General features: G+C 50.2%; 19 protein-coding genes and 1 tRNA gene. 19 read left to right on the top strand and 1 reads right to left on the bottom strand.

Annotated features, from left to right (window positions below):
* Positions 1-18: 18 nt before the first annotated feature.
* Complete coding sequence (gene yhbY, locus HZ297_RS04275; protein ID WP_178861739.1) at positions 19-327, bottom strand: ribosome assembly RNA-binding protein YhbY; 309 nt, start codon at positions 325-327, stop codon at positions 19-21.
* Positions 328-387: 60 nt separating this feature from the next.
* On the opposite strand from yhbY, the gene rlmE reads away from it, so the two are divergent.
* From rlmE to nuoL, 19 genes are all read left to right on the top strand, one after another.
* A complete protein-coding gene (gene rlmE, locus HZ297_RS04270; protein ID WP_178861738.1) occupies positions 388-1,005 on the top strand; it encodes a 23S rRNA (uridine(2552)-2'-O)-methyltransferase RlmE in 618 nt (205 codons plus the stop codon).
* Between the two features lie 104 nt (positions 1,006-1,109).
* Positions 1,110-3,071, top strand: a complete 1,962-nt coding sequence (ftsH, locus tag HZ297_RS04265; RefSeq protein ID WP_178861737.1) for an ATP-dependent zinc metalloprotease FtsH — start codon at positions 1,110-1,112, stop codon at positions 3,069-3,071.
* Between the two features lie 55 nt (positions 3,072-3,126).
* The gene (gene folP, locus HZ297_RS04260) at positions 3,127-3,972 is read left to right on the top strand and encodes a dihydropteroate synthase (protein ID WP_178861736.1); all 846 of its coding nucleotides are present in this window, start codon (positions 3,127-3,129) and stop codon (positions 3,970-3,972) included.
* Positions 3,973-4,044: 72 nt separating this feature from the next.
* On the top strand, positions 4,045-5,373 hold the full coding sequence (gene glmM, locus HZ297_RS04255) for a phosphoglucosamine mutase (protein ID WP_178861735.1): 1,329 nt from the start codon (positions 4,045-4,047) through the stop codon (positions 5,371-5,373).
* Between the two features lie 68 nt (positions 5,374-5,441).
* A complete protein-coding gene (gene tpiA / locus HZ297_RS04250; RefSeq protein ID WP_178861734.1) occupies positions 5,442-6,197 on the top strand; it encodes a triose-phosphate isomerase in 756 nt (251 codons plus the stop codon).
* Between the two features lie 2 nt (positions 6,198-6,199).
* The gene (gene secG, locus HZ297_RS04245) at positions 6,200-6,523 is read left to right on the top strand and encodes a preprotein translocase subunit SecG (RefSeq protein ID WP_178861733.1); all 324 of its coding nucleotides are present in this window, start codon (positions 6,200-6,202) and stop codon (positions 6,521-6,523) included.
* A 22-nt stretch (positions 6,524-6,545) separates the two neighbouring features.
* Positions 6,546-6,630 (top strand) — tRNA-Leu (locus HZ297_RS04240).
* 64 nt (positions 6,631-6,694) lie between these two features.
* Entirely contained in the window at positions 6,695-7,051 is a 357-nt protein-coding gene (locus tag HZ297_RS04235) for an NADH-quinone oxidoreductase subunit A (protein WP_178861814.1), read from the top strand.
* Positions 7,042-7,518: a NuoB/complex I 20 kDa subunit family protein gene (locus HZ297_RS04230; RefSeq protein WP_178861732.1), complete on the top strand. Its 477-nt coding sequence runs from the start codon at positions 7,042-7,044 to the stop codon at positions 7,516-7,518. The genes HZ297_RS04235 and HZ297_RS04230 overlap by 10 nt, the downstream gene beginning before the upstream one ends.
* Before the next feature lie 20 nt (positions 7,519-7,538).
* Positions 7,539-8,213 (top strand): NADH-quinone oxidoreductase subunit C, encoded by a 675-nt coding sequence (locus HZ297_RS04225; protein ID WP_178861731.1) that lies wholly within the window; start codon positions 7,539-7,541, stop codon positions 8,211-8,213.
* A gap of 14 nt (positions 8,214-8,227) precedes the next feature.
* Positions 8,228-9,481: an NADH-quinone oxidoreductase subunit D gene (locus tag HZ297_RS04220; protein ID WP_178861730.1), complete on the top strand. Its 1,254-nt coding sequence runs from the start codon at positions 8,228-8,230 to the stop codon at positions 9,479-9,481.
* Positions 9,478-9,978, top strand: coding sequence for an NADH-quinone oxidoreductase subunit NuoE family protein (locus HZ297_RS04215; RefSeq protein WP_178861729.1), 501 nt, complete (start codon positions 9,478-9,480; stop codon positions 9,976-9,978). The genes HZ297_RS04220 and HZ297_RS04215 overlap by 4 nt, the downstream gene beginning before the upstream one ends.
* Positions 9,979-9,983: 5 nt before the next feature.
* The gene (gene nuoF, locus HZ297_RS04210) at positions 9,984-11,264 is read left to right on the top strand and encodes an NADH-quinone oxidoreductase subunit NuoF (RefSeq protein WP_178861728.1); all 1,281 of its coding nucleotides are present in this window, start codon (positions 9,984-9,986) and stop codon (positions 11,262-11,264) included.
* A gap of 45 nt (positions 11,265-11,309) precedes the next feature.
* Positions 11,310-13,412: an NADH-quinone oxidoreductase subunit NuoG gene (nuoG, locus tag HZ297_RS04205; protein WP_178861727.1), complete on the top strand. Its 2,103-nt coding sequence runs from the start codon at positions 11,310-11,312 to the stop codon at positions 13,410-13,412.
* A 5-nt stretch (positions 13,413-13,417) separates the two neighbouring features.
* A complete protein-coding gene (gene nuoH, locus HZ297_RS04200; RefSeq protein ID WP_178861726.1) occupies positions 13,418-14,479 on the top strand; it encodes an NADH-quinone oxidoreductase subunit NuoH in 1,062 nt (353 codons plus the stop codon).
* A gap of 12 nt (positions 14,480-14,491) precedes the next feature.
* Positions 14,492-14,983: an NADH-quinone oxidoreductase subunit NuoI gene (gene nuoI / locus HZ297_RS04195; RefSeq protein WP_178861725.1), complete on the top strand. Its 492-nt coding sequence runs from the start codon at positions 14,492-14,494 to the stop codon at positions 14,981-14,983.
* A gap of 15 nt (positions 14,984-14,998) precedes the next feature.
* On the top strand, positions 14,999-15,640 hold the full coding sequence (locus tag HZ297_RS04190) for an NADH-quinone oxidoreductase subunit J (protein ID WP_178861724.1): 642 nt from the start codon (positions 14,999-15,001) through the stop codon (positions 15,638-15,640).
* Entirely contained in the window at positions 15,637-15,942 is a 306-nt protein-coding gene (nuoK, locus tag HZ297_RS04185) for an NADH-quinone oxidoreductase subunit NuoK (protein ID WP_178861723.1), read from the top strand. Before HZ297_RS04190 ends, nuoK begins: the two co-directional genes overlap by 4 nt.
* Positions 15,943-15,948: 6 nt before the next feature.
* Positions 15,949-17,922, top strand: a complete 1,974-nt coding sequence (gene nuoL / locus HZ297_RS04180; protein ID WP_178861722.1) for an NADH-quinone oxidoreductase subunit L — start codon at positions 15,949-15,951, stop codon at positions 17,920-17,922.
* Positions 17,923-17,936: the final 14 nt, after the last annotated feature.

The following is a 17,936-nucleotide window of genomic DNA, read 5'->3' as shown; positions in this document are numbered from 1 at the left end:
GTTTTCCTAAAGGCAGGGTTATTTTTTAGGTAGTGGTACGTTGGTTTCTTCATTTTGGCGATAGATAACAAATGTTTTGCCAATGCTTTGCACTAAGAGTGCACCGGTTGCCTTAACGACATAATCGATCATCTCTTTACGGTCTTCGCGTTCGGCAGAGGCGATTTTGATTTTAAGCAGCTCGTGATGGCTTAAGGTGCTGTCAAGCTCCGCCATGAGGCTTTCGGTTACGCCATTGGCGCCGATAATGATGATTGGATTGAGACCGTGAGCAATACCGCGCAGGTATTTTTTTTGGTTAATCGAGAGTTTTTCAGGTTGGCTCATTGAAAATTCCAGCAGTGATTATTATTAAAGATGACACATATTGTAGTAGAAATTAAATAGATGGCGAGAAGTAAATCCAGTACCGGTTGGTTAAAAGAACATTTTGACGATCATTATGTCATGAAAGCGAAGCAGGAAGGCTGGCGTTCGCGCGCAGTCTATAAGCTGCAGGAAATCGATGAGAAAGATCACCTTTTCAAGCCCGGTATGTGCGTTGTGGATTTGGGCGCTGCGCCGGGCGGCTGGTCGCAATGGACCACGCATAAGGTCGGCGCCAGCGGTGAAGTCTTTGCATTGGATATTTTGCCGGTTGAGCCGTTTGCCGGTGTGACCTTTATTCAGGGTGACTTTCAGGACGATGAGGTCTATCAGGCGTTGCTGGACGCCCTGGACGGCCGCGATGTGGATGTGGTTATGTCGGATATGGCGCCGAATATGAGTGGCAATAAAGCCATGGATATTCCGCGTGCCATGTATCTGGTAGAGCTTTCGGTTGAACTGGCGGATCAGGTTTTAAAGCCGGGTGGTGACCTGTTGATGAAGGTGTTCCAGGGTGAAGGTTACGAGCAGCTGATGCAGACCTTAAAGACGAAATATCAAAAAGTTATTACCCGTAAGCCCAAGGCATCCCGGCCGCGCAGTAAGGAAATTTACCTGTTGGCACGTGGTAAAAAGTAATCGTAATGATTAATAAAATAAATTGTTCATAAATCGAGTTTATGAAAATTTATGGTAAAGTATTTGAAATAAAAGATTGTGGTTGTTATTCCAAAAGGTAACTCATGAAGAATGATATGTTAAAAAATGTGCTGATTTGGACGGTTGTGGCGATGGTGCTGATGTCGCTCTTCAATCATTTCGGCAGTCAGTCGCAAAATGCGTCAAGCCGTTTGGATTATTCTGATTTTATCGATCAGGTGCATAAAGGGCAGGTCAGCCAGGTTGTCATCGAAGGCGCGACGATTCGCGGTATTTACAGCAGCGGCGGCAGCTTCACGACTTACAATCCGGGCGATCCGGGGTTGATGGGGGACCTATTGGATAATCAGGTCAAGATCACCGCCCATCCGCCGGAAGAGCAGAGTGTCTTGATGCAGATCTTTATTTCCTGGTTCCCGATGCTGCTGTTGATTGCCGTGTGGATTTTCTTTATGCGCTCCGTAGGCGGCGGCATGGGCGGCAAAGGCGGGCCTATGTCGTTTGGCAAGAGCAAGGCGCGCATGTTGACCAGTGATCAGGTTAAAGTGACGCTGGATGATGTGGCCGGTGCGGATGAGGCCAAGCAGGAAGTGGGCGAGATTGTCGACTTCCTGAAGGATCCCTCAAAGTATCAGAATCTGGGCGGGAACATTCCGCGCGGTGTTTTGATGGTCGGACCTCCGGGTACAGGTAAGACGTTGCTGGCCAAGGCCATTGCCGGCGAAGCCAAGGTACCGTTCTTCACCATCTCGGGTTCGGACTTTGTTGAAATGTTTGTGGGGGTGGGTGCTTCGCGTGTGCGTGATATGTTTGAGCAGGCCAAGGCGCATGCGCCCTGTATTATTTTTATCGATGAGATCGATGCCGTTGGCCGTAGCCGTGGAACCGGCATGGGGGGCGGCAATGACGAGCGTGAACAGACCCTTAACCAGATGCTGGTTGAAATGGATGGGTTTGAGGGCAATGAGGGCGTTATTGTGATTGCCGCCACCAACCGTGCGGATGTGCTTGATCCTGCGTTGTTGCGTCCGGGCCGTTTCGACCGTCAGGTAACGGTCGGTTTACCGGATATTCGCGGTCGTGAACAGATTTTGAAAGTGCATATGCGTAAGGTGCCGTTGGCGGAGGGTGTCGACCCTGCGGTGATTGCACGCGGTACACCGGGTTTTTCCGGTGCTGACCTGGCTAACCTGGTCAATGAGGCGGCGTTGTTTGCGGCGCGCAATAACGAGAAGTTGGTGACGCAGGCCGATTTTGAGAAAGCTAAAGACAAGATCCTGATGGGGGTCGAGCGTAAGAGTATGGTGATGAGTGAGAAAGAGCGTCGCATGACGGCTTATCACGAAGCGGGCCATGCGATTGTCGGTTATCTGGTGCCTGAACATGATCCGGTTTATAAGGTCAGTATCATGCCGCGAGGCCGTGCATTGGGCGTGACCATGTACCTGCCTGAAGAGGACAGTTACAGCTACAGCAAACGCAAGCTGGAAAGCCAGTTGTCGAGTCTGTACGGCGGCCGTATTGCGGAAGAGTTGATTTACGGTCCGGACGCCGTGACGACCGGTGCGAGTAACGATATTGAACGTGCGACGATGATCGCGCGCAATATGGTGACCAAGTGGGGCTTGTCTGATAAGTTGGGTCCGTTGATGTACGAAGAGGAAGATAAGGGCGGGTTCATGGGAACGTCGCGTAATGCCAACGTTTCCGGTGAAATATCGAAAGAAATTGATATGGAAATCCGCGCGATTATCGATCGTAATTATGCTCGCGCCACCCAGCTTCTTGAAGATAATCGCGACAAGCTCGAGATTATGACGGAAGCCTTGATGCAGTATGAAACGATTGACGCACAGCAGATTAAAAATATCATGCAGGGATTGCCGGCAGGAGAGCCTAAGGATTGGGGGTCAAGCGGTTCGACGCCTTCTTCCGGTGCAACAGATGAAAAACAGGCCGATGAAAACAAATCTGACGAAGTGGTTTCCGATGATTTAAGCGGTGACAAGGATCTCCCGGATAGCGGGGAGCCTAAACTGCACTAAGTTTCAATAGCTCCATTAAACCCCTTAACAGGGGTTTTTTTATGCCGGAGAAAAGATGAGTAAGCTACTTCAGTTATTAGAACAGCGCAAAATGGATCGTGATGCGTTACCGTTGGTCATGGGGATTTTGAATGTGACCCCCGACTCCTTTTCCGATGGCGGGTGTTTTCAGAACGAGAGCGCGGTAAAGCGGCAGATTGAATATATGGTGGCTGGCGGGGCCGATGTCATTGATATCGGAGGCGAATCGACGCGTCCTGGTGCGGCGCTTGTCAGTTTGCAGGAGGAGTTGGATCGTGTGTTGCCGGCGATTGAGTGGGTGCGCGAGTGCAGCGATTTGGCCATTTCTGTGGATACCTACAAAACGGAAGTGATGCACCAAGTCTGTCAAATGCGGGTTGACCTGATTAATGACGTCAACGCCTTGCAGGCTGAGGGCGCTTTACAGGTGGTTGCTGACGCGGGTGTGGCGGTTTGCCTGATGCATAAGCAGGGCGACCCCTTGAATATGCAGTCTGCCCCGCATTATTCCGATGTGGTGGAAGAGGTATTGGGTTTTTTGCAGGCGCGCGTTGCGGCGGCCGTGGCGGCCGGAGTGGATTCGGACAGAATCATTTTGGATCCGGGATTCGGTTTCGGCAAAACCCTTGAACACAATGTGACGCTTTTCAAAGCGTTGCCGCGTTTTGTTGATTTGCGTTGGCCTTTGCTGGTGGGGGTTTCCCGAAAGGCGATGATTGGTGCCTTGATGGGTAATGTGCCGGTTGAGCAGCGCATGCTCGGCAGCGTTGTCGCAGCCTTGCAGGCGGGGTTGGCCGGTGCGCAGATTCTGCGTGTACATGATGTCAAGGAAACCGTAGAAGCTCTAAAGGTGGGGTATGCGCTTCACCCGGCCTGTTGAAAGCTTGGTGCTTGCCGGTTCAAAACGGCTATAATTAGCGGATTCGCTCGCTAGGGTTAAGAGAAACGTTGTATGCAAAAAAAGTATTTCGGTACGGATGGTATTCGTAATCGCGTTGGTCAGGGCATGATTCGTCCCGATCAGATTTTGAAATTGGGTTGGGCGGTCGGCAAGGTGCTGAAAGAGCGCGGCGGGCAGCGCGTGATGATCGGCAAGGATACGCGCATATCGGGTTACATGTTTGAGTCTGCGTTGGAAGCCGGGTTGATCTCTGCTGGTGTGGACGTGATGTTGCTGGGACCGATGCCGACTCCGGCAATCGCCTATTTAACGCAAACCTTGCACGCAGACTGCGGTATTGTCATCAGTGCGTCCCATAACCCGCATCATGATAATGGCATCAAGTTCTTTTCAGGTCAGGGAACCAAAATTGCCGACGAAATGGAGTTGGCCATCGAGGCGGCCTTTGAGCAGGATATAGATGTGGTCGCCTCCGAAAAGCTGGGTAAAGCAAGGCGTATCGACGATGCCGCCGGACGTTATATCGAGTTTTGCAAAAGCACCTATCAGGCACAGCGTAAACTGGATGGTTTGAAGATTGTTTTGGATTGTGCCAATGGCGCGACCTATCATGTCGCACCCAGTGTATTTACCGAGCTGGGTGCTGAGGTCGCGGTGATTGGCGATAAGCCGAACGGCATCAATATCAATCTAGGTTGCGGGGCCACGTCGCTTGATGCGCTCAAAGAGGCGGTATTGAGTCACCAGGCTGATTTGGGCATTGCGTTTGACGGTGACGGTGACCGCGTCATGATGGTGGATCATCGCGGTGAAGTGATTGATGGCGATGAGATTCTCTTTATTTTGACCCTGGATTGCCAGTCGCCCGTTGAGGGCGTTGTGGGAACCCTGATGAGTAATTTGGGGTTGGAGAATGCATTGAATGAGCGCGGTATTGCATTGCATCGCACGGCGGTAGGCGATCGTTATGTAATGGAAGCGCTGGTTGAACGCGATTGGCTGTTCGGTGCGGAAGCTTCCGGTCATGTGTTATGTATGCATAAAACTACAACGGGGGATGGCATCGTTGCTGCCCTGCAAGTGCTGGCGATTTTGGTCAGTCAGGAGAAGTCGTTGCATGAAATTAAACAGGGCATGCAGAAATATCCGCATGTGCTGAAAAATGTTCGTATTGAAAATAAATTCAATTTAGATTTAAATGCGCCGCTGCAGCAAACAATTGCCGAGGTGCAGGATGTGTTGGGCTCGGAAGGCAGGGTGTTAATCCGCGCTTCGGGTACTGAACCCTTGATCAGAGTCATGGTGGAAGGTAAGGATTTTGCACTGGTAGAACGCTGCGCAGAACGCTTGGTAAGCGTTGTACAAGCAGAATTTTCATAAAATTGCAATATTGTAATTCCCAAAAGAAAACGCTAATATTGTCCAAATTTTGTGTTGGAGAATAGCAGATGAGAAAAGCATTTGTTGCGGGTAACTGGAAAATGCATGGTTCAAAGGCTTCTATTCTGACGTTGGTGTCAGGTTTGAATGCTAAAGTGGGTGAAGTCGGAGATGTTGATATCGCAGTTTGCCCACCTGCTATTTATATTGATTTTGTAAACCGTTCTTTATCAACAGGCAAGATTGCAGTCGGTGCACAGAATATGGCTGAAGAGCCGGTGCAAGGTGCTTATACCGGCGAGCATTCGGTTGCCATGTTGAAGGATTTTGACTGTCAGTACGTTATTCTGGGTCACTCCGAGCGCCGTGCCATTTATGGCGAAACCGATGCGCAGATTGCCCGCAAGGTCAAGGTGGCGCTGGAAAATGGCGTGACGCCTATTCTGTGTGTGGGCGAGACGCTTGAAGAGCGTGAATCCGGTGTGATGGAGACAGTGATTGCGACACAGTTGGATGCGGTGATTGCTGAAGTAGGGATTGTGGCGTTTGAAAAGATCGTCATCGCCTATGAGCCTGTATGGGCAATCGGTACCGGTAAAACGGCGACACCGGCGCAGGCGCAAGAAGTTCATGCGTTTATCCGCAGTAAACTGGCGCAGTTGAGCGCGGATATCGCACAAAAGGTAATTATTCAGTACGGCGGAAGTGTAAAGCCGGATAATGCAGCGGAATTGTTCAGTCAGCCGGATATTGATGGCGGTTTGATTGGTGGTGCCTCGCTGAATGCGGATGATTTTATTGCAATTTGTAAAGCAGCAGGCTGAAGATGTTTCAGGTAATTTTAGCAGTTCATATTTTTATTGCGTTGATTTTGGTTGTTCTGGTGTTGTTGCAGCATGGTAAGGGTGCGGATGCCGGTGCTAACTTCGGCGGTGGCGGTTCGTCTACCTCCATGTTTGGCAGTCGTGGTTCGGCGACCTTTTTGTCACGCTTGACGGCCATTATGGCAACCTTGTTTTTTATCACGAGTATCACCTTAGCTTATATCGGTGGTCAGCAAGCAAAAGGATACCAGAGTGTAACCAAAGAAGCGGTTCAGCAAGATGCGGCAGACAAATCCGCAGACGATGCTCCGGTAGTTCCGAACTAAAATCAAAAATTCTTAAATATAAGCCGATGTGGTGAAATTGGTATACACGCTACCTTGAGGTGGTAGTGGCGCAAGCTGTGCCGGTTCGAGTCCGGCCATCGGCACCATACAACAAGGCCCTTGCATTTGCAGGGGCTATTTATGTCAAACGCTAGAAGAGGTCTCAAGCCAATGCTAGAAAGTTATCTACCAGTCCTGGTCTTTGTGGTACTAGGCGTGCTCTTTGGGGTTGGCCCCATTTTAGTTGGTTATCTGTTAGGTCCCCAAAGACCCGATTCCGAGAAGAATTCGCCTTATGAGTGCGGATTTGAAGCGTTTGAAGATGCGCGCATGAAGTTTGACGTGCGTTTCTATTTAGTTGCCATTCTTTTTATTATCTTTGATTTGGAAATCGCTTTCCTTTTCCCGTGGGCCGTGGTCTTGGACGAAGTCGGTACCTTTGGCCTATTGGCGATGGCGGTGTTTTTGTCGCTGCTGGTGGTTGGCTTTATCTATGAATGGAAGAAAGGTGCGTTGGAATGGGAATAGAAGGTGTTTTGAAAGAAGGGGTGGTGACCACTTCTGCTGATAAATTGATCAACTGGGCACGCACCGGTTCCTTGTGGCCAATGACGTTCGGTTTGGCTTGTTGTGCGGTTGAGATGATGCACGCGGGTGCATCGCGTTATGACCTTGACCGTTTCGGTATTATTTTCCGCCCCAGTCCGCGTCAGTCAGATGTAATGGTGGTTGCCGGTACTCTGGTTAACAAAATGGCGCCGGCACTACGCAAGGTGTACGACCAGATGGCCGAGCCACGCTGGGTTATCTCGATGGGTTCCTGTGCAAATGGTGGCGGCTACTATCACTACTCTTACTCGGTAGTAAGAGGGTGCGATCGCATTGTACCGGTGGACGTTTATGTTCCGGGTTGTCCTCCTACGGCTGAAGCCTTGCTTTATGGAATTATCCAGCTTCAGAACAAGATCAAGCGCACCAACACGATTGCGCGCTAATCAGAGTAAAGAAGTCACTTATGAAACAGTCTGTATTAGAACTACAAAAACGTGTTCAGGATGCTTTGGGTAACCGTATGGTTTCAGCAAAGGTTGCCCTGGATGAGCTGACAGTTGAACTCAAGCCATCAGCGGCTATTGAAGCGCTGACCATCGTCAGAGATCAGTTGGGATTTGAACTGCTTGTTGACTTGTGTGGTGTGGATTACCTGAGTTACGGGCAGGCAAACTGGGAAACCATGCGCGCACCTAACACCGGTTTTAGTCGCGGGGTATTCGATTTTGCAGAAGACGAACAGTCTGATGAAGCTGTCATGATGCCACGCCGTTTTGCTGTGGTTTATCATCTGTTGTCCATTAAGCACAACCTGCGCCTGCGTGTGAAGGTGTATCCGGAATCCACTCAAATGCCGATTGTCGATTCGGTTATTCCGGTCTGGAATTCTGCCAACTGGTTCGAGCGCGAGGCGTTCGATCTGTACGGTATTTTATTCAAAGGTCACCCCGACCTTCGTCGAATCTTGACTGACTATGGTTTTGTCGGTCATCCGCTTCGTAAAGATTTTCCTCTTACGGGTCATGTTGAAATGCGTTATGACGCAGAAAAAGGGCGTGTTGTTTATGAGCCGGTTTCGATTGAAAACCGCGTCAATGTGCCACGTGTAATCCGTCAGGACGCTTCGGCAGAAGCTTGAGTTGGAGAATAATAATGCCTGAAATTCGTAACTATACGCTTAACTTTGGCCCGCAGCACCCTTCAGCCCACGGTGTACTCCGTTTGGTTCTGGAGTTGGATGGTGAAACGATTGTACGTGCCGATCCGCATATCGGTCTGTTGCATCGCGGAACGGAAAAGCTCGCCGAGTTCAAACCTTACAACCAGTCAATCGGTTATATGGATCGTCTGGACTATGTATCCATGATGGCCAACGAGCACGCCTACGTGATGGCGATCGAAAAGATGCTGGGTCTGGAAGTGCCAGAGCGTGCCCAATATATCCGCGTGATGTTTGACGAGATCACCCGTATCCTGAACCACTTGATGTGGTTGGGGGCTCATGCGCTGGATATCGGTGCCATGACGGTGTTTCTGTACGCGTTCCGTGAGCGTGAAGATTTGATGGACTGCTATGAAGCGGTTTCCGGTGCGCGTATGCATGCCACCTATTACCGTCCTGGTGGGGTCTACCGTGACCTGCCGGATACGATGGCCAAATACAGCGAGTCGAAATGGCATTCAGGCAAGAAACTGGACAAATTGAACGAAACGCGTGAAGGCTCTTTGTTGGACTTTATCGAGGCTTTCACTGAACGATTCCCGGGTTACGTGGATGAATATGAAACCCTGTTGACCGATAACCGTATCTGGAAGCAGCGTACCGTGGATATCGGTATCGTTTCGCCGGAACGCGCGTTGCAGTTGGGCTTTACCGGTCCGATGCTGCGTGGTTCGGGCATCGCTTGGGATTTGCGTAAAAAACAGCCTTATGAAGTTTACGATCGCATGGATTTTGACATTCCGGTCGGTAAGACAGGTGATACCTACGACCGTTACCTGGTACGTGTCGCGGAAATGCGCGAATCCAACAAAATCATCAAGCAATGTGTTAAATGGTTGAAGGCCAATCCGGGCCCGGTTATGTCGGACAATCACAAGGTTTGTCCGCCATCGCGCGAGGACGCTAAGTCAAACATGGAAGCGCTGATTCACCACTTCAAACTGTTTACCGAAGGGTATACGGTTCCGGCCGGCGAAGTCTATTCCGCCGTTGAACATCCCAAAGGGGAGTTTGGCATTTACATGGTGTCGGACGGGGCCAACAAGCCGTTCCGTTTGAAAGTCCGCGCACCGGGCTTTCCGCATCTGGCTGCATTGGAAGAGATGACCAAAGGTCATATGATTGCCGACGTCGTTTCGATTATCGGAACACAAGATATCGTATTTGGAGAGATTGACCGATGAGTTCAACTGCTACTCACTACAAAATGATTACCGGCGAAGTTAAGGAACGTATCGACCGTTGGATTTCCAATTATCCGGCTGATCAAAGACAGTCGGCTGTGATGCCTGCATTGCGTATCGTTCAGGAAGTCAACGGCGGCCACCTGACGACCGAATTAATGGATGAGGTCGCAGACTATCTAGGAATGGCTCCGATTGCAGTTTATGAAGTAGCGACCTTCTACGGCAATTACGAACACAAGCCGGTTGGCAAGCACAAACTGTGTGTCTGTAACAGTATTTCCTGTATGCTGCGCGGCAAGGATGAAGTTATCGAGTATCTAGAAGAGAAATTGGGCGTCAAAGTGGGTGAAGTCACTCCGGACGGCAAATTCTCCATCAAGAAAGTGGAGTGTCTGGGAGCGTGCGGCGGCGCGCCGATGATGCAGATTGGCAAGAAATATTATGAAAACTTGACCAAGGAATCCATTGACGAAATTCTTGCAGGACTGGAGTAAGCGTAATGTTACACCTAAATGAATGCTGTTACCGTTTAAACCATTTAGACCGTTCTTGGGATATTGACGTCTATATGGCCAACGGCGGTTATGAAGTGTGGAAACGCGTACTGGCTGGCGATTTGGATCCACAAGAGATTATCGAAGAAGTTAAGTTGTCGGGTATCCGTGGCCGAGGCGGCGCCGGTTTCCCAACCGGTTTGAAATGGAGTTTCATGAACCGTTTGGCGCCGGGCGACAAGTACATTCTGTGCAATTCCGACGAGGGCGAGCCCGGTACTTTCAAAGACCGTGACATTATGCGTTTCAACCCGCACCAGCTGGTTGAAGGGATGATGATTGCCGGTTATGTAATCGGTGCGACGGCGGGATACAACTATATCCGCGGTGAGTTCTGGGAACCTTATCAGCGTTTTAACAACGCGGTCAAACAAGCGCGCGAAGCCGGCCTGTTAGGAAAAAACATCCTGGGTTCAGGCTACAATTTTGATCTTTATACGCACTTGGGTGCCGGCGCTTATATCTGCGGTGAAGAGACTGCACTGATCGAGTCGATTGAAGGCAAGAAAGGCCAGCCACGCTTTAAGCCGCCTTTCCCGGCCAGCTATGGTCTATACGGTAAGCCGACGACTATCAACAATACTGAAACCCTGGCCTCCATTCCTATGATTCTGGCAAAAGGCGGTCAATGGTTCTCTGATTTAGGTGTGGCTAACGCCGGTGGCACCAAACTTTATGCCGTATCGGGTCACGTCAATAAGCCGGGCAACTTTGAAGTGCGCATGGGCACGCCGTTTAAAGATTTGCTGGAAGCGGCGGGCGGAATCTGGAAAGGGCGCCAGTTGAAGTGCGTCATTCCCGGCGGTGCTTCCACCGCGATTCTGCCGGCTGAAAAGGCCATGGGCATGACCATGGATTATGACGGCATCGCCAAGGCCGGTTCCTTCCTGGGCGCCGGTTCGGTCATTATCATGGACGACCAGACGGATATCGTGAAGGTGATTGAAAACCTGAGCCATTTCTACTGGGATGAGTCCTGTGGTCAATGCACACCATGCCGTGAAGGAACGGGTTGGTTGTACCGTGTGGTGAAGCGTATTCGCGAAGGTAAAGGTCGTCCTGAAGATATTGAAAGCCTGAAGAGCGTTACCGGCAAGATTATGGGTAACGTCATCTGCGGTTTGGGAGATGCGGCGACGATCGCTTTGGACAGTGCTCTGAAACACTATGAGCATGAATTCAGACATTATATTGACCACGGTTGCAGTATCTACGACCGTCAATAATCGAAACCTTAGCGGTTGTGCTAAATTTAATTAGGTTTATAAGTTATGGTAAAAGTAGAAATTAACGGACAAGTTGTCGAAGCGCGGGAAGGGGACATGCTGATTGATGTCGCCGATAAAGCGCAGATCTCAATTCCCCGTTTTTGTTACCACAAGAAACTGTCTATCGCGGCAAACTGCCGCATGTGTCTGGTAGAAGTAGAAGGTGCATGGAAGCCGCTTCCAGCCTGTGCCACACCAGTCACAGATGGTATGAAAGTGCATACTAAATCAGCAAAAGCGATTGCGGCACAGAAAGCCGTTATGGAATTTCTACTCATTAACCACCCATTGGATTGCCCTATCTGCGACCAAGGCGGTGAGTGCGAACTGCAAGACGTGGCCATGGATTATGGCGATGACGTTTCCCGTTATACCGAAGCCAAACGTATCGTTGGCGACCGTAATGCCGGCCCGTTGATCCAAACGGATATGACCCGCTGCATCCACTGTACCCGTTGCGTACGTTTCGGCCAGGAAGTGGCCGGTATGATGGAGCTGGGCGCCACCGGCCGCAGTGAATGGATGGAAATCGGGACTTATATCGAGAAATCCATTACCTCGGAAATGTCGGGCAATATGATCGACCTGTGCCCGGTGGGTGCCTTGACTTCCAAGCCTTTCCGTTACAAAGCGCGTGCCTGGGAGTTAAAAGCCCACAACGGAATTGCGGCGCATGACAGCATCGGTTCACATACCCTGATTCACAGCAAAGGGAATGATGTAGTGCGTGTGGTGCCGCGCGAAAACGAAGCCATCAACGAAGTCTGGTTGTCAGACCGTGACCGTTTCGCATACGAAGGGATTAATTCAGCAGAGCGTTTGCTGCAGCCGCAAATCAAGAAAAACGGCAAGTGGCAGGCGGCAGACTGGGAAACCGCATTGGCCTTTGTGGTTGACGGTTTGAAAGCCCAGCTGGCGAACAAAGATAAAGTCGGTGTTTTGGCGTCTGCAAACTCCACAGTTGAAGAGCTGCAGTTGCTGCAGAAACTGGCGCGTGGCCTGGGCGTTGAAAATATCGATCACCGCCTGCGTCAAATCGATTTTGCGCTGGATCAGCACGGCTTCAACACGCCTGCGTTGTTGCCAGCATTGGATGCCGTTGAAAAAGCCAAGTCGATTTTGATGGTGGGTTCTTACCTGCGTAAAGAGTTGCCGCTGCTGAACCACCGCATCCGCAAAGCGGCCATGGCGGGAGCCAAGGTGCATATAGTGAATCCCGAAGCGTTTGATTTCAACTATAAGTTGGCTTCGCATTTGGTGGCGCCAGCTAAGCTAGTGACTGAATTGGCAGGCATTGCCAAAGCCGCTTTGGAAATCGCCGGAGAAACTCAACAGGCCGGGTTGGAACAAGTTGTAGTGACTGATGCGCAGCGCGCAGTCGCCGAGTCTCTTAAAACTTCTGGCAATGCAATGATCCAGTTGGGTCAAATCGCTCAGCAACACGCCAGCTACGGCAAGTTACAGAAACTGGCGGCGATGATTGCCAAAGCCACGGGTGCGTCTTTGAACATTCTGCCAATAGCAGCAAACGAAGTCGGCGCGCATTTGGTGAATGTGCTACCACAAAAAGGACGTAATGCCGCTGAGATGCTGAAAGGGGACATGAAAGCCTTTATCAATTTTGGTATTGAGCCTGAATTGGATTGCGCGAATGGTGAAGCGGCGCTTAAAGCCATGCATGCGGCGGATTTTGTGGTGAATTTCACCGCGTTCGACAGCGCCGAACAGCGTGCTTATGCCAATGTGCTTCTGCCAATTGCGACCTTTGCGGAAACTGCGGGTACTTACGTGAATGCCAACGGCTTGAAGCAGTCGTTCAAAATGGCGGTTGAACCTAAGGGTGACGCCAAGGCTGCTTGGAAAGTATTGCGTGTATTGGGGAATATGTTTGACCTGCAAGGTTTTGAACAAACCCACAGCAATCAAGTACTGGCAGAAGTGCTGGATAACCCGGCCTGTTCAGTTGATTTTGATGCCGTTACGTTCGATTTCAGCAACAACGCAGAAGAATATACACTGGTATCGCCTTATGCGGTAGATGCCATTGTTCGTCGTGCGCCTTCATTGCAGGCAACGCCTGACGCACAATGGGTGAAGAAAGGATAAGTTAGATGTTTGATGCACTCCAAGCTTTTTTATCTGGTTTCCTGTATGACTGGCTGGCTGTTCTGATCACGTTGGTGATTCAGGCGGTGGCCGTCATTCTGCCGATTATGCTGGCGGTCGCCTGGTTGACTTACGCGGAACGTAAGGTGATCGGTTATATGCAGGTGCGTATGGGGCCTAACCGTGTCGGTCCGGGCGGTTGGTTGCAGCCGATCGCCGATGCGTTGAAGCTGATGACCAAAGAGGTGATTTTCCCGAATCAGTCGAACAAGTTCCTGTTCATCGTGGCGCCGGTACTATCAATTGCACCTGCGGTGGCGGTTTGGGCGGTTATCCCGTTCTCGCCTGAAGTGGTGGTGTCGGACATCAACGCCGGTATTCTGTATGTATTGGCGGTGTCATCGATTTTGGTATACGGCACCATCATTGCCGGTTGGGCGTCAAACTCCAAGTACGCCTTCCTGGGTGCGTTGCGTGGTTCGGCACAAAAGATCTCTTATGAAATCGCTATGGGCTTTGCCTTGGTGACGGTATTGATGATTGCCGGCAGCATGAATCTGCAGGAGATCGTTGAGGGTCAGCAAGGCGGTATCTGGCATTGGTATTTGCTGCCATTGTTGCCGATGTTCGTGGTCTATTTCCTGTCAGGTTTGGCGGAAACCAACCGTACGCCTTTCGATATCGTCGAAGGTGAAGCCGAGATCGTGGCCGGTTTCCACGTTGAATATTCGGGTATGACGTTCGGTGTGTTCATGCTGGCGGAATACGCCATGATGATTCTGATCTCCTTCATGACGGCGATTATGTTCCTGGGTGGCTGGTTGTCGCCGTTTGAGGGGATTCCTCTTCTTGAAACCTTGTTTGCATGGGTGCCGGCGTTTGGTTGGTTGGCATTTAAAGTCAGTTTCCTGCTGTTCGTATTCTTATGGCTACGCGCCACTTTCCCACGCTACCGTTATGACCAGTTGATGCGTCTGGGTTGGAAAGTATTAATTCCTGTGACCATTGTTTGGGTATTTGTTGTCGGTGCGATGCAATACTTCAAAGTCGGTCCTTGGTTTAATTAATTCGAGGTAAACATGGTTAAATTCATTCAACATCAAGTTAAGACCTGGGGTCTGACCGAGCTGTTCAAAGGCATGGCCTTGACCGGTAAATACCTTTTCAAGAAAAAGATTACCGTGCGTTACCCAGAAGAAAAAACGCCATTATCGCCTCGTTTCCGTGGTCACCACGCTTTGCGACGTTACGAAAATGGCGAAGAGCGCTGTATTGCCTGTAAATTGTGCGAGGCGGTCTGTCCGGCCAATGCGATCACAATCGATTCGGAAGAACGCGAAGACGGCTCGCGCCGTACCACGCGTTACGATATTGACATGTTTAAGTGCATCTACTGCGGTTTCTGCGAAGAAGCCTGTCCGGTGGATGCGATTGTTGAAACCCGTGTTTTCGAATATGAGTTCCAGGAACGCGGGCCACACATTATGACCAAAGACAAACTGCTGGCGTTTGGTGATAAGCACGAGAAACAGATCGCAGCCGACCGTGCGGCCGATGCGAAATATCGTTAACGAAAGAGAAGTTCCATGACATTTGAGCAATTTATTTTCTATTTATTAGGTGCCATGGCGGTAATCTCCGGATTGATGGTGATTACGGTAAAGAACCCTGTTAAAGCTGCTTTGTGGCTGGTTCTGGCGTTTATTTCGACTGCCGGCGTGTGGATTATGGCACAGGCGGAGTTTTTGGGCTTGGTGCTGATTCTGGTCTATGTCGGCGCGGTAATGGTGCTGTTCCTGTTTGTGGTCATGATGCTGGACATCAATCTGGCACAGATGAAAGAGGGCTTCACCAAATATTTACCATTGGGAGCCATTGCGGCGATCGCCACCTTCGCGATGATGTATATGGTTTTGGGGCCTGCGCACTTCGGTTTGGAAGTAACGGGTAACCCTGTGCAGCATCCTGCCGACTACAGCAACACCAAGGCGATTGCAGTGCCTTTGTATACCACCCACGCTTATGCGTTTGTATTGGCAGCGGTCTTGTTGTTGGTGGGTATCGTTGCGGCCATCGCCCTGACATTGCGTCGTCGTGCGCCTAAAGAAGTGCTTTACCAAGATATTAATAAACAAAATAGAACATCCGCTAAAGACCGTTTGACGATGGTCAAGATGGAAGCGGTGGTTGAGAAGCCTGTGGCGTCAAAAGAGGAGGAAGGCAAGTGATTGCATTATCGGATTATCTGATTTTTGGCGCGATTCTATTCACCATCAGCATGGCGGGTATTTTCCTGAATCGTAAGAACATCATCATCTTGTTGATGTCGATCGAGTTACTCCTGTTAGCCGTAAACACCAATCTGGTGGCCTTTTCACATTATCTCAACGATGTGACAGGACAGATTTTCGTGTTCTTTATTTTGACGGTTGCCGCGGCTGAAGCGGCCATCGGTCTGGCTATTATTGTACTTGTGTTCCGTAATCGTAAGAGCATCAACGTTGATGATCTTGGATCACTGAAGGGGTAATTGTTGATGTTGCACACTATTCTTAGCGTAATTCTATTGGCGCCGCTGGTCGGCTCCATGATTGCCGGTCTGTTCGGCCGACAGGTAGGGCGCAAGGGCGCGCATTTTGCCACCATTATCGGTGTGGCGATTTCAACGCTGTTGTCGTTCTACGTCTTCAAGCTGTTCATGATCGACGGGCACGAGGCCTATAACGCGGCGCTCTATACCTGGATGGTTTCGGACGGTATCCGTTTTGAAATCGGTTTCATGATCGACGAGTTGTCGGCGACGATGATGTTGGTGGTAACCTTCGTTTCCCTGATGGTCCATATCTATACCATCGGTTATATGGATCACGATGAAGATTACGACCACCATAATCCGTATTATCAGCGTTTCTTCAGCTATATTTCGCTGTTCACTTTCTCGATGTTGTCGTTGGTGATGGCCAATAACTTCCTGCAACTGTTCTTCGGTTGGGAAGCGGTCGGTTTGGTTTCTTACCTGTTAATCGGTTTCTATATGAAGCGTGAGTCAGCGATTCAGGCTAACCTGAAAGCCTTCTTGGTGAACCGTGTCGGTGACTTCGGTTTCATCCTCGGTATCGCGATGGTATTTGTGTACTTCAATACCATGGATTACAAAGAGTTCTTTGCTCAGCTGACGACACAGCGTGATGTGATGATTGAAATCATTCCTGGCGTTGAATGGTCGATGATTACTCTGATGTTGATTCTGCTGTTTATTGGTGCGATGGGTAAATCTGCACAGATGCCGTTGCATGTGTGGCTGCCGGAGTCGATGGAAGGTCCGACGCCTATCTCTGCTTTGATTCACGCCGCAACGATGGTAACGGCGGGTATCTTCATGGTGGCGCGTCTGTCGCCGGCTTATGAATTGTCGGAAACGGCCTTGAGCGTGGTATTGATTACCGGTGCTTTGACTGCATTTATGATGGGATTGCTGGGTCTGATTCAGAACGACATCAAACGCGTCGTGGCCTATTCGACGCTGTCGCAGCTGGGTTATATGACCGCTGCATTGGGTGCTTCAGCCTACGCTGCCGGTATGTTCCATGTTTTGACGCACGCTTTCTTCAAGGCCTTGTTGTTCCTGGCAGCCGGTTCGGTGATTATCGCGATGCACCACAAGCAAGATATCCGTGATATGGGTGGCCTGCGCAAATATATGCCAATCACCTATGCGGCAATGCTGATCGGTTCTCTGGCTCTGATCGGTTTCCCGGGCTTCTCAGGATTCTTCTCCAAAGACAGCATCCTGCTGAGCTTGAACGAGAGTGAGCGTTTTGGTTCGACCTTTGCCTATGTGTTGTTAATGGCGGGCGTCTTTGTGACCGCATTCTATAGCTTCCGCATGTTCTTTATCGTGTTCCACGGTGAGGAGAGCGAGTATGTGCGCACACATCAGATGAAAGAGTCGCCATGGGTGGTGACAGTACCGTTGATTCTGTTGTCGATTCCTGCGGTGCTGATGGGCTTGCCGATGATCGAACCTATGTTGAACGGCACCTATTTCGGCAGCGCGGTATTTGTTGCGGCAGCTAACGATACGATGATGGCGGTTTACAACAACTATTACCACGGTGTGTTTGACATGATCGTGCACTCATTCATGACGTTGCCGGTCTTCCTGGCGCTGTCGGGTGTCTTCCTGGCGTGGTTCTTATACATCAAGCAGCCTAACCTGCCTGCGAAGCTGAAAGCGATGTGTCCACGCGGCTACTATATGCTGGACAACGCTTACGGTTTCGATCGCTTGAACGAGATTGTATTTGTAAACGGTACACGCAAACTGGGTGCTTACTTTACCCGTGTGGTTGATCAGAAGATGATCGATACCGGTATGGTTACCAACACCTTTATGGCGGTTTACAATGCGGCAGTATCGCTGCGCCAGACGCAAACCGGTTATATGTATCACTATGCATTTGTGATGATTTTCGGCCTACTGGCAATGCTGGTATGGGTACTTTGGTAAATAAAAGAATAATA

The sequence above is a fragment of the Thiomicrorhabdus cannonii genome (assembly GCF_013391695.1).
GTDB classification, from domain to species: Bacteria; Pseudomonadota; Gammaproteobacteria; order Thiomicrospirales; family Thiomicrospiraceae; genus Thiomicrorhabdus; species Thiomicrorhabdus cannonii.
Note: the sequence above shows the minus strand (reverse complement) of the source record. Positions and strands in the feature narration are given on the sequence as shown.